This window comes from Planomonospora alba (assembly GCF_039534085.1).
In the GTDB taxonomy this organism is placed as follows: Bacteria; Actinomycetota; Actinomycetes; order Streptosporangiales; family Streptosporangiaceae; genus Planomonospora_B; species Planomonospora_B alba.
The window spans coordinates 42,926-54,412 of record NZ_BAAAUT010000002.1; the positions used below are offsets into that span (position 1 = coordinate 42,926).

11 protein-coding genes are annotated in these 11,487 nt (G+C 72.6%); 3 read left to right on the top strand and 8 right to left on the bottom strand.

Annotation, left to right across the window (positions count from 1 at the left end):
- Positions 1-303: 303 nt before the first annotated feature.
- Entirely contained in the window at positions 304-1,683 is a 1,380-nt protein-coding gene (gene aspS, locus ABD823_RS01215) for an aspartate--tRNA(Asn) ligase (protein WP_344854904.1), read from the top strand.
- A gap of 60 nt (positions 1,684-1,743) precedes the next feature.
- On the opposite strand, the gene ABD823_RS01220 is transcribed toward aspS, so the two are convergent.
- Both ABD823_RS01220 and rlmN read right to left on the bottom strand, forming a co-directional pair.
- Positions 1,744-2,334 (bottom strand): hypothetical protein, encoded by a 591-nt coding sequence (locus ABD823_RS01220; protein ID WP_344854906.1) that lies wholly within the window; start codon positions 2,332-2,334, stop codon positions 1,744-1,746.
- 94 nt (positions 2,335-2,428) lie between these two features.
- Entirely contained in the window at positions 2,429-3,553 is a 1,125-nt protein-coding gene (rlmN, locus tag ABD823_RS01225; RefSeq protein ID WP_344854908.1) for a dual-specificity RNA methyltransferase RlmN, read from the bottom strand.
- A gap of 72 nt (positions 3,554-3,625) precedes the next feature.
- On the opposite strand from rlmN, the gene ABD823_RS01230 reads away from it, so the two are divergent.
- Positions 3,626-4,708, top strand: coding sequence for a suppressor of fused domain protein (locus tag ABD823_RS01230; protein ID WP_344854910.1), 1,083 nt, complete (start codon positions 3,626-3,628; stop codon positions 4,706-4,708).
- 64 nt (positions 4,709-4,772) lie between these two features.
- Here ABD823_RS01230 and ABD823_RS01235 read toward each other — a convergent pair whose 3' ends face one another.
- The 6 genes from ABD823_RS01235 to ABD823_RS01260 all read right to left on the bottom strand — a co-directional run bounded on the left by ABD823_RS01235 (position 4,773) and on the right by ABD823_RS01260 (position 10,184).
- The gene (locus ABD823_RS01235; RefSeq protein WP_344854912.1) at positions 4,773-5,594 is read right to left on the bottom strand and encodes a phosphatidate cytidylyltransferase; all 822 of its coding nucleotides are present in this window, start codon (positions 5,592-5,594) and stop codon (positions 4,773-4,775) included.
- 68 nt (positions 5,595-5,662) lie between these two features.
- The gene (gene frr, locus ABD823_RS01240; RefSeq protein ID WP_344854914.1) at positions 5,663-6,220 is read right to left on the bottom strand and encodes a ribosome recycling factor; all 558 of its coding nucleotides are present in this window, start codon (positions 6,218-6,220) and stop codon (positions 5,663-5,665) included.
- Positions 6,221-6,433: 213 nt separating this feature from the next.
- Positions 6,434-7,132 (bottom strand): UMP kinase, encoded by a 699-nt coding sequence (gene pyrH, locus ABD823_RS01245; protein ID WP_344855267.1) that lies wholly within the window; start codon positions 7,130-7,132, stop codon positions 6,434-6,436.
- A 121-nt stretch (positions 7,133-7,253) separates the two neighbouring features.
- Complete coding sequence (gene tsf / locus ABD823_RS01250) at positions 7,254-8,087, bottom strand: translation elongation factor Ts (protein ID WP_344854916.1); 834 nt, start codon at positions 8,085-8,087, stop codon at positions 7,254-7,256.
- A gap of 150 nt (positions 8,088-8,237) precedes the next feature.
- On the bottom strand, positions 8,238-9,119 hold the full coding sequence (gene rpsB / locus ABD823_RS01255) for a 30S ribosomal protein S2 (RefSeq protein WP_344854918.1): 882 nt from the start codon (positions 9,117-9,119) through the stop codon (positions 8,238-8,240).
- 447 nt (positions 9,120-9,566) lie between these two features.
- A complete protein-coding gene (locus ABD823_RS01260; RefSeq protein ID WP_344854920.1) occupies positions 9,567-10,184 on the bottom strand; it encodes an ArsR/SmtB family transcription factor in 618 nt (205 codons plus the stop codon).
- Positions 10,185-10,633: 449 nt separating this feature from the next.
- Between ABD823_RS01260 and ABD823_RS01265 the strand changes: the two genes are divergently transcribed.
- Positions 10,634-11,344, top strand: a complete 711-nt coding sequence (locus ABD823_RS01265; protein WP_344854922.1) for a murein hydrolase activator EnvC family protein — start codon at positions 10,634-10,636, stop codon at positions 11,342-11,344.
- Positions 11,345-11,487 lie beyond the last annotated feature (143 nt).

Below are 11,487 nucleotides of genomic sequence, written 5' to 3' on the forward strand. Positions count from 1 at the left end.
CGAGTAGTCCGGGGACCACGCGGGTCGGAGAGAGCCGCCGGAAGCTGCGAGGGCGGCCCCGCGCCCCCGGATGAAGACCCTCCCGAGCGCGGGGAGGAACGGCCCGCCGGGCCGAGGCCGGGACGACCCGGTCCGGGAAGGCGGGTCCGATGCCCCGCCGGCCGGCCCCCGTCACCGGGCCGAAACGAGGCCGCCGCCTCCCGCGCTCCGCGGGGCGGCGGCGGCGAAAGTGCGGTGGCACCGCGAGTTGCCCTTCTCGCCCGCACTCCCAAGGGATCAGCTCATGCTCCGTGAGGGACTGTGATGATCCACCGAGTTCTCGCCGCCGACCTGCCCCGGCACGTCGGCCGCCGTGTCCGCCTCGCCGGCTGGCTGCACCGCCGCCGCGAGCTGAAGTCCGTCTCCTTCCTGGTGGTCCGGGACCGCTCCGGGCTCGCCCAGGTCGTGCTCCGCGAGCCGGTTCCGTACCCCGAGGAGACCGTCCTGCAGGTCACCGGGACCGTGGTCGCGAACCCGCAGGCGCCGGGCGGTGCCGAGCTGGCCGCGGCTCCTGTCCCGGCCGGTGTCCCCGCACCGGCCGCGCACCCCGGCGCCCCGGGAGCCGCGCGACCGCCCCTGGCCGCCTCCGAGGCGGCCGACCCGCTGGTCGAGGTGCTGTCGGAGGCGGTGGAGCCGCCGCCGTTCGACCTGTACCGGCCTACGGTCCCGGCCGCGCTGCCGACCGTCCTCGACCACGCCCCCGCCGCGCTCCGCCACCCCCGTCTGCGGGCGCCGTTCGAGATCGCCGCGGCCGGGGTCGCCGGGTTCCGCGCCGCCCTGGACGGGCTGCACTTCACCGAGGTCTGCACGCCGAAGCTCGTCGGCACGGCCACCGAGTCCGGCGCGAACGTGTTCGGCGTCGACTACTTCGGCCGCCGGGCCTTCCTCGCCCAGTCGCCGCAGTTCTTCAAACAGGCGCTGGTCGGCGTCTTCGAGCGGGTCTACGAGGTGGGCCCGGTCTTCCGGGCCGAGCCGCACGACACCGCCCGGCACCTGGCGCAGTACACCAGCCTCGACGCCGAGCTGGGGTTCGTGCGCGACCACCGCGATGTGATGGCGGTGCTGCGCGAGGCGCTGGCGGGCATGCACGCGGCGGCGGCCGAGCGGGCCGGGGCCGCGCTCGCGCTGCTGGGGGTCGAGGTGCCGGAGGTCCCGGTGGAGATCCCGGCGGTCCACTTCGCCGAGGCTCAGGAACTCATCGGCCGGCACACCGGCGAGGACGTGCGCGGCGAGCCCGACCTGGCGCCCGCACACGAGCGCTGGCTGGGCGAGTGGGCACGCCGCGAGCACGGCTCGGAGTTCCTGTTCGTCACCGGTTACCCGATGGCCAAGCGCCCGTTCTACACCCACCCTGACCCCGGGCGGCCGGAGTACTCGCGCAGCTTCGACCTGCTCTTCCGAGGGCTGGAGCTGGTCACCGGCGGGCAGCGGCTGCACCGGCACGGCGACTACCTGGCGGCGCTGGCCGCGCGAGGCGAGGACCCGCAGGCGTACGCCGGATATCTCCCGGCCTTCGCGCACGGCATGCCGCCGCACGGCGGTTTCGCCATCGGGCTGGAGCGGTGGACCGCCCGGCTGACCGGCGCGGCCAACATCCGGCAGACCACGCTCTTCCCGCGCGACCTGCACCGGCTCAGCCCCTGACGGGCCGGCCCGCCCCGCGACGGCCCCGGAACCGGGGCTGCGCGCGGGGCGGGGCCGCCGTCACTTCTCCAGGTCCTCCAGCGCGATCCTGGTCTTGTCGAAGGGGATGTACGGTGCGGCCTCCTTCGACATGTGCAGGTAGCCCACGGTGTCGGCGTCGACCCAGTAGCAGCGGGTGCCCTCCCCCTCGGCGAGGTTCTGGCAGGCGGCCGCGGCAGGGGACGGGCCGGGGTTCACGGGCACCCAGTCCGTCCTCGCTCCGGCCGGCTTCCCGGCCTTGGCGGTCAGCCAGTCCAGGGCGCCCTTGACGTCGCTCACCCGGGCCTGCGACCCGGTGGCGGTGACCTGCTGACCCGCGGTGGGCCCCTCACCGCTCCGGTAGGTCACGGTGAGCCGCTCGCCTGCGGACGCGTGGTGCGGCCCGTCCGGGATCACGTCGTCCCCCCCGGCCGGCCCGACGGAGACGCGCTCCATCGTGAACAGCCTGTCGGGGAACGGCTCGGCGAAGGAGCCGGGCGCCTTGGTCGCCTGGGCCCCGGCCGTCGGGCCGGTCCCGGCGGAACCGGCCGTCAGGTCGGCCTCGACGGAATAGGTGCATCCCGTCAGGACGCCCACCGCGAGCGCCGTCAGGGAGATTCGTACGATGTTCACCCTCTGAGGATTCAGCAGTGCACTTGCGCGACGCTTGCATCCCTCTGGCAACGATCGTGCCGTTCCATCCCGTTCGAGGAGACCACTGCGGCCGCTACTCGGCGGCGGCGAGCTGGCCGCAGGCGCCGTCGATCTCGCGGCCGCGGGTGTCGCGGACCGTGACCGGCACGCCGTGGTGCTCCAGGCGGCGCACGAAGGCCCGCTCGTCCTCCGGCCGCGAGGCGGTCCACTTGGAGCCCGGGGTGGGGTTGAGCGGGATCAGGTTGACGTGCACGAGCTTGTTCTTGATGAGCCTGCCGAGCAGGTCGGCCCGCCACTCCTGGTCGTTGATGTCCTTGATCAGGGCGTACTCGATGGAGACCCGGCGCTTGGTCCTGGCCGCGTACTCCCAGGCGGCGTCGAGCACCTCGGCGACCTTCCACCGGGTGTTGATCGGCACCAGGGTGTCGCGGAGCTCGTCGTCGGGGGCGTGCAGGGAGACCGCCAGCGTCACCGGCAGTCCCTCGTCGGCGAGCTTGCCGATCGCCGGGACCAGGCCCACGGTGGAGACCGTCACGCCCCGGGCGGAGATGCCCAGGCCGCTCGGCGCGGGCTCGACCAGCCGGCGGACGGCGCCGATCACGGCCTTGTAGTTGGCCAGCGGCTCGCCCATGCCCATGAAGACCACGTTGCTGACCCGGCCGGGCCCGCCGGGGACCTCGCCGGCGGCCAGCTCGCGGGCCCCGGCGACGACCTGCTCGACGATCTCGGCGGTCGACATGTTGCGGGTCAGGCCCGCCTGGCCGGTGGCGCAGAACGGGCAGTTCATGCCGCAGCCCGCCTGGGAGGAGACGCACATCGTGGTGCGGTCGGAGTAGCGCATGAGCACCGACTCGACCAGCGCGCCGTCGAAGAGCCGCCAGAGCGTCTTGCGGGTGGTGCCGCCGTCGCAGGTGATCTCCCGGACCGGCGTCAGGAGCGGCGGGAACAGGGCCGCGCCCAGCTTCTCGCGCGCCGCCGCCGGCAGGTCGGTCATCGTCGCCGCGTCGCCGTTGAGCCGCTCGAAGTAGTGCCGGGAGAGCTGGTCGGCGCGGAACGGCTTCTCGCCCAGCTCGGCGACGGCCGCGCGGCGCTCGGCCATGGTCAGGTCGGCCAGGTGGCGCGCGGGCTTGGCCCGGCGGGGCGCCACGAAGGTGAGCTGGCCGGGTGCGGGGGTCCCGGTCTGGCTGGCAGTCGACACGTCCAATGCCTTCTCTCGACGGTTGCGCGAATACTCGAAGCGGTGCTCGGTCCTGATCTAGAGTCCGGAAGTATGGTGACATTCCGCCCCTCGGAGACGAGGGGAGACGGCGTCGAGGTCGTGCTCACCGAAGCCAATCCCTACGGGAGCCGGACCCTGGTGGTCGAGCGCGACGAGATGTCCTCGGTAGCTTACCTTTGCGCGTCCGGCGGCACCGTGCACGGAGCGGTCTGGCTCGCCAACCACGTTCCGGCCCCGCCCACGGTCGACCTGGAGCGCCCCAACGCCGGACTGCCCCCCGTGGCGCCCCGGGCGAACACCCGGCACCCCTCGGGCAGGCCGCCGCTGGGCTCCTTGAGGTCTCTGTGGTTCGAGGAGGGCGACGGGGTCGCCCTCTACGAGAACGACGAACTGCTCGCGGTCATTCCTGGCTGGGCGGACATCGGTGAGGGCGTGCCGGGGTACGCGCGCGACGCGGTCGGCGCGACGCCGTTCGCCCGGTCGCTGGAGGAGGCCCGCGGCGAGCTGGAACCCCGCCTGGAGGCCGCCCGCTCCTACTGGGAGTGGCGTGGCGGCGACGGCGCCTGGGCCTCGTTCCAGCAGTTCGTGATGGGGCACCTGGACCGGGCCGTGGGGTCCGCGGGCCGCTTCTGGGACGCGGGCGGCGGGCGGCTGCCCACCGTGGGCATCACCGAGCGGCCGCCGGAGCGGGACCGGGGGCACACGATCCTGTCCACCGTCGGCATGAGCTGCCAGCGCATGCCGACCGTGGAGCGGTACGTCGACCGGCTGGAGGCCTACGCCCGGATCGAACTCGCCACGGCCACCCGGGGCGACCCCAAGGAGGCGGCCCGGCTGCTGATGTGGCTGGGCCAGTACCCGTGGCACTCCGTCACCTGGCTCGGCCACGGGCACACCGCCCGCTGGTACCACCGGCCGGAGACCTTCCCCCTCGGCCCCGCCTACCACGGCGTCGCCCTGCTCTCCGGACTGCCCGGCCTGCCCGACCTGTCCGGCTTCACCTTCGGCGGGGACGCCGTACGGTGGCTCTGGCTGGTGCCGGTGACCGCGGACGAACTCGACCTGGCCGCCGCGGAGGGCCACCGGGCGCTGGCCGAGCGGCTCCCGGCCGACCGGCTCCTGCGGAGCACGTGATCGCGCCCCGGCCTGCGGGCGCGTGCCGGCGCCCCCGGCTCGCGTGCGCGTGCCGGCGTCCGGCTCAGATGAGCAGGGTGAGCAGAGCCCAGACCGGGATCAGCGCCGCGACGAGGGAGTCGAGACGGTCCATCAGCCCGCCGTGGCCCGGCAGCACGCTGCCCATGTCCTTGATCCCGAGGTCCCTCTTGATCACGGACTCGACCAGGTCGCCGAGCGTGGCGGCGACCACCACGACCGCCCCGACCAGCACGCCCTTCCAGACGTCGGCCTCCAGCAGCCACGCCGTCAGCCAGCCGCCCACGACCATGCAGGCCAGGGCGGAGCCCGCGAAGCCCTCCCAGGTCTTCTTCGGGCTGATCACCGGGGACATCTTGTGCCTGCCGAACGAGATCCCTGCGAAGTAGCCGCCGATGTCGCTGGCGACGGTGGTGGCGATGAAGAGCACGACCCTGTCCGGTCCGTCGCCGGGACGCAGCAGCAGTGCCACGAACCCCGCCAGCAGCGCGGGGTAGACGGTGACGAGGACCGTCGCGGCGGCGTCTCGGACGTAGCCCTCGGTCCCGGCGAACATCCGCCCGACCATCAGGACCAGCACCGCCAGCGCGAAGATGCCGACCAGCCAGACCGGGCCGCCCCAGTAGGCCCCGGCGAGCATCGCGGCCAGCGCGGCGAGCACCGGGACCAGCGGGACGCGGATGCCCCTGGTCGCCAGCGCCTGGACCAGCTCCGCCACCCCGACGCCCACCGCGGCGAGCACCACGGCCAGAAAGAGCGCCTTGACGGTGTAGAGGGAGAGGATGACGGCCGCTCCGAGGCCGACCCCGACCGCCACCGCGGCGGGAAGGTTCCGGCCGGTACGGCTACCGCCCGCCGCAGATTCCAAGGGGTCCTACTCTCTTGCACAAAATCCTTGTCCCGCGCGGTCGCCCGCGCAGGACAAGGATCGGGGGCTCAGACTTCGAGCAGCTCGGCTTCCTTGTGCTTGAGCAGCTCATCGATCTTGGCGACATGCTTCTGGGTGAGGTCGTCGAGCTCCTTCTCCGCCCGGCGCACCTCGTCCTCACCGGCCTCGCCGTCCTTGACCAGCTTGTCGAGGGCCTCCTTGGCGTGGCGGCGGATGTTGCGCACCGCGACCTTGGACTGCTCGGCCTTGCCCCGGGCGACCTTGATGTACTCCTTGCGGCGCTCCTCCGACAGCTCGGGGAAGGCCACGCGGATCACCTGGCCGTCGTTGCCGGGGTTGACTCCCAGGTCGGAGTCCCGGATGGCGCGCTCGATCGCCCCCATCGCACCCTTGTCGTAGGGCTGGATGATGACCATGCGAGCCTCGGGGACGTGGAACGACGCCAGCTGCTGAATGGGAGTGGGCGTCCCGTAGTACTCAGCGCTGATCTTGTTGAACATCGACGGGGTGACGCGGCCCGTACGGATGCCGGCGAAGTCGTCCTTCGCCACCGCGACGGCCTTGTCCATCTTTTCCTCGGCCTCGAGGAGGGTTTCGTCGATCACAGCGGCTCCCTGTCTTCTAAGTCACTCACCGTTCCTCACTCGCTTCGCGGGCCGCCCGTCCTCCGGAACCCATACCCGGACGACCGCGCCGCACCGCTCCGCTCGCTCGCGTCAGGCTCGCTCCTTGCCTTTTGGTCGCTCACCGTTCCTCACGCGCTTCGCGGGCCGCTCCATCGTCGCGTACCACTCAGCTCGCTGCGTCAGGCTCGCTCCCTACTTCCCTGCCGGACTCACCAGCGTGCCGATCTTCTCACCGCGCACCGCCCGCAGGATGTTGCCCTCACCCATGAGGTCGAAGACCACGATGGGCAGGCCGTTGTCCATGCACAGGCTGATGGCGGTGGCGTCCATGACGCCGAGACCGCGCGTCAGCACCTCACCATATTCGAGGTGATCGAACCGGACCGCGTCAGGGTTCTTGCGGGGGTCGGAGTCGTAGACGCCGTCCACCTGGGTGCCCTTGAGCAGCGCCTGGGCACCGATCTCCAGCGCGCGCTGCGCGGCGCAGGTGTCGGTGGAGAAGAACGGCGAGCCCAGCCCCGCCCCGAAGATGACCACGCGCCCCTTCTCCAGGTGGCGGATGGCACGGCGGGGCAGGAAGGGCTCGGCCACCTGCTGCATGGTGATCGCGGTCTGCACGCGGGTCTCGATGCCCCGCTTCTCCAGGAAGTCCTGGAGGGCCAGGCAGTTGATGACGGTGCTGAGCATGCCCATGTAGTCCGCCCGGGCGCGGTCCATGCCGCTCTCCGACAGGGCCGCGCCGCGGAACATGTTGCCTCCGCCGACCACGACGGCGACCTGCACGCCGCCGCGGACGGCCTCGGCGATCGAGTCGGCCAGGTGGCCGACCACACCCGGGTCGATGCCCATCGGCTCCTTGCCGGCGAACGCCTCGCCGGACAGCTTCAGCATGACGCGCTTCCAGCGGAGCGCGCCCGTGTACGACGAAACCGCCGACGCAGCGGGTTCTGAGTTCTCCTGCACGACGGCGGCCTCCTCGTAGGGGTTTTTGCTGAGAGAAGCTGTTTTAAGCCTAAGCCTGGCCGACCTTGAAGCGGACGAAGGCCTCGACCTTGACGCCGTTCTCCTCGGCGTACTTCGCCACGGTCTTCTTGTTGTCCTTGACGAAGGCCTGCTGGAGCAGGGTGAAGTCCTTGTACCAGCCGTTGACGCGACCGTCGACGATCTTGGCGATGGCGGCCTCGGGCTTGCCCTCCTCGCGGGTCATCTCCTCGAAGAGCGCGCGCTCCTTCTCGATGACGTCGGCGGGGACCTGCTCGGGGCTGAGGAACTTCGGAGCCATCGCGGCGGCGTGCTGCGCGATGTCCTTGGCAACCTCGGGGTTGGCGGTGTCGAGCTGCACCAGGACGCCGACCGCCGGCGGGAGCTGCGGGTCGGTCTTGTGCATGTAGGAGCCGATGTAGCCGCCCTCGAGGACCGCGAAGCGGCGGACCTCGATCTTCTCGCCCAGGGCGGCGTTGGTCTCGTCGAGCAGCTCCTTGACGGTCTTGCCGTCGATCTGCGACTCGAGCAGCGCCGGGACGTCGGCCGGCCGGGTGGCGAGGACGTGCGCGACGACCTGGGCCGCGACCTCCTGGAAGCGCTCGCCCTTGGCCACGAAGTCGGTCTCGCAGTTGAGCTCCAGCAGCGCGGCGAGGGAGTCGCCGTCCTGCTTCAGGGCGACCAGGCCGTTGGAGGCGGTGCGCGCCTCGCGCTTGCCGACGTCCTTGGCGCCCTTGAGGCGGAGGAGTTCGACGGCGCGGTCGAAGTCGCCCTCGGCCTCCTCCAGCGCCTTCTTGCAGTCCATCATGCCGGCAGCGGTCAGCTCACGAAGCCGCTTGACGTCGGCCATGTTCACGGAAGCCATTGTCTTTTCCTCGTGGGAATCGTCACTGATCTCGGAAGTCGGCGGGAGATCAGAAGAGGTCTGGGTGGATCGGGCGGGCGCTCCCGCATCGGGCGCGCCCACCCGGAGAAGAGCCTTGCGGCCCGTGCGGCTCTCGCCGCACGGGAGGAACTAGGCCTGCTCGGCCTCGCCGGCGGCCGGAGCCTCGGCCTCGGCGTCGTTCTCGGCCGCCGGGGCGGCCTCGGCGGTCTCCGCGGCCTGGGCCTCGCCGCCCGCGAGGAGCTCCTGCTCCCACTCGGCCAGCGGCTCGGCGCCGCCGGCCACGGCCGGCTTGTCCTCGCCGCCGCGGCCCGCGCCGGCGCGGGCCATGAGGCCGGCGGCGACGGCGTCGGCGACCACGCGGGTCAGCAGGCCGACGGCGCGGATGGCGTCGTCGTTACCCGGGATCGGGTAGTCGACCTCGTCCGGGTCGCAGTTGGTGTCGAGGATCGCGACGACCGGGATGCCGAGCTTGCGGGCCTCGCTGATCCCGATGTGCTCCTTCTTGGTGTCGACGACCCACACCGCGCTGGGCACGCGGGCCATGTCGCGGATGCCGCCGAGGGTGCGCTCCAGCTTCTCCTTCTCGCGGCGGCGCATGAGGAGCTCCTTCTTGGTGAGCCCCGAGGCGGCGACGTTGTCGAAGTCGAGCTCCTCGAGCTCCTTCAGACGCTGGAGCCGCTTGTGCACGGTGGAGAAGTTGGTGAGCATGCCGCCCAGCCAGCGCTGGTTGACGTACGGCATGCCGACGCGGGAGGCCTGCTCGGCGATGGCCTCCTGGGCCTGCTTCTTCGTGCCGATGAACATGATCGTGCCACCGTGCGCGACGGTCTCCTTGACGAAGTCGTAGGCACGGTCGATGTAGGACAGCGACTTCTGCAGGTCGATGATGTAGATGCCGTTGCGCTCGGTGAAGATGAAGCGCTTCATCTTCGGGTTCCAGCGGCGGGTCTGGTGACCGAAGTGCACGCCGCTCTCGAGCAGCTGTCGCATGGTGACGACGGGGGTGGACATGTGATTGTCCTCCAGGTCGGAGCGCCCATCGCTGGGCGCTGTTCTCGGTTGACGCGACGGCCCTCGGCCGTCGCCCTGATGCCCGCGGGCCGCTCCTGCCGGGCTCTCACCCGGACCGAGGGAAACGTCCACTGACGGGGCATGCGAAGTCAGCCTGCGAGTCGCAGGCCACCGGAAAGTGTACCCGTAGAGCGGCCGCATACCGACCTTCCGCCCCCGAACCGCCCGACCCGGGCCCCTCCGCCTTCCCCGTCCGGCCCATGGCACCTCCCGCCCGGCCCTTCGCGCCCTCCCGAGCCGAGGCCCGGCCCGCGGCGCCCTCTCCCCACCGGGTCCGGCCGGCGGCGCTCCAGGCCCCGCCCCCGGCGGGGCGGCCGGTACGGCGTCCCGGCCGCTCCGGAGCAGGCCCGCCCGTCACCCGATCACCGCCGCGGGAGGCGCGGGCGCCTAACCGTCGGAGGGGAGCCCGTGCGGGCGCCGCTCGGCGCGGGGGAAGAGCGCCACCTGCGCCTCGGCGATCCTGGCCCCCTCGGGGGCGCCCTCCCGCCTGCGGCGCTCGACCCGGTAGGGGTCGAGCAGCTCCTCGATGCGCCTGATGAGCTCCTGCAGCTCCTCCGCCTCCACGAGCAGCACCGACCGCCTGAAGGTGCTCGCCTCCCGCCACTGCGGGGGTTCGCGCTCGATGCTCCCCAGAGCCCGGGTGAACTCCGCGGCTGCCTCGTCGCGGACCACCTGGATCAGAGTGTCCTTGGCCTCCCGGACCCCGGGCGGATCTCCGGCCTGGGGACTGACGCTCCAGCCTCCCGCGGCTCTGCGCCAGAGCCGCTCCCTGCCGTCCCCGCGCGGCGGCGCGTCCTCCACGAAGCCGTACTTGGCCAGCATGCGCAGGTGGTAGCTGGCCGCGCTGGGTGTGACACCGACGACCTCGGCGACCTCGGTCGCGGTGGCCGCGCCGTCCGTCTGGATCTTGTTCAGGATGGCCAGCCGCGCGGGATGCGCCAGTGCCCGCATCGCCCTGGGGTCGTTGATCTCCCTGTCGCCGGAGGACGGCCGCTCCTCGCTCATGCGCAAACCGTATCGAAGACCAGATATGAAGGATTGCCTTCACAACTCTGAAGGATTACCTTCATATATATGAAGTAAACCCTTCACACACCCTGGAGAGACATCATGACCCCGACGACCACGGCAACCCGCGCGGCCCAGGCGACCCGGCCCCCCGGCCGCGCTGAGCGGGACGTCCCGGTGCCGCAGCGGCCCCCGGTGGCCCCTGCTCCGCGCAGGACCCCGGCCTCACTCGTCCGGAACCTCGTCGAAGGCGCCGCAGCGCGCTGCTCCCGGCTGATCCGGCGTCTCCCTCCCGTGTCCCCTCCGCACCGGCGGACGCCCTCCTGGCCCGGAGGGACGTCCGCCCGGTGCGGTTGCCACGGCCACCCGTCCACAGCGCTCTCCGACTGTCCACAGAATCCCGATCGGTTCCTCGCGTACACGTGGCCGATCCCATCCTTGCGAATGTGACTCCGCGCTCCCTCCTCGTCCTCACCGTCCTGCCGGTCCTGCTGAGCGCCGCTGCGGAACCCGCCGACCCTCCGGGCCGTCCCGGCCCCGCCGCGGCCCCGCCGTCCCCTTCCCGGGCCGCTCCCCCGCCCGCCCCGCCGCCCCCGGCCGCGGTCACAGCCCCAGGACCGCCGGCACCGCCGTCCCCGGCCACGACGCCGGGACCGCCGAACGATCCGGCCACCGCGCCGGAGCACTCCCCCACGCCCGCCCCACCGGCAGAACCGCCGGCCACACCGCCGGGCGGGGGCCGCTGGACGTGGCCCCTCTCCGGTCGCCCCCGCATCCTGCGGAGCTTCGCGCCTCCTCCCGAGCCGTGGCTGCCCGGGCACCGGGGCGTCGACCTCGCCGCCGCCCCGGGGGCGCCGGTCCGCGCCGCCGGACCGGGCACGATCGGTTACGCAGGCCCGCTCGCCGGGCGCGGCGTCGTCACCGTGCTCCACCCCGGCGGCCTGCGCACGACCTATCTCCCGCTCCGCCCGTCGGTGCGGCGCGGCCAGACGGTCGAGCCCGGCCAGGTCATCGGAGTGGTCGAGGACGTCCCAGGGCACTGTCCCACCGGCTGCCTGCACTGGGGCCTCCTCCTGGATCGGCGCTATCTCGATCCGCTGCTCCTGCTGGGCCTGGGGCAGGTCCGGCTCCTGCCCCAGGACACGCCGTCCGGGTGAACCCCGGTGAGCGAGGCCTCCCCGCTCCACGCGGGCGAGGGGCGGCACACGGGCTCCCCGCCCGCTCACCGACCCGCACGGACCCGTGCGGATCCGGGGCCTTCCACCTGCCCACCGGGACCCGCACGGGCCGCGCGGACCCG

Bases quoted from the DNA above. Each gene is read 5' to 3' on its own strand.
- tsf (WP_344854916.1), bottom strand. From the start codon at position 8,087: ATGGCTTCCGTGAACATGGCCGACGTCAAGCGGCTTCGTGAGCTGACC.
- aspS (WP_344854904.1), top strand. From the start codon at position 304: ATGATCCACCGAGTTCTCGCCGCCGACCTGCCCCGGCACGTCGGCCGC.
- ABD823_RS01230 (WP_344854910.1), top strand. From the start codon at position 3,626: ATGGTGACATTCCGCCCCTCGGAGACGAGGGGAGACGGCGTCGAGGTC.
- ABD823_RS01260 (WP_344854920.1), bottom strand. From the start codon at position 10,184: ATGAGCGAGGAGCGGCCGTCCTCCGGCGACAGGGAGATCAACGACCCC.
- rpsB (WP_344854918.1), bottom strand. From the start codon at position 9,119: ATGTCCACCCCCGTCGTCACCATGCGACAGCTGCTCGAGAGCGGCGTG.
- pyrH (WP_344855267.1), bottom strand. From the start codon at position 7,132: ATGCTGAAGCTGTCCGGCGAGGCGTTCGCCGGCAAGGAGCCGATGGGC.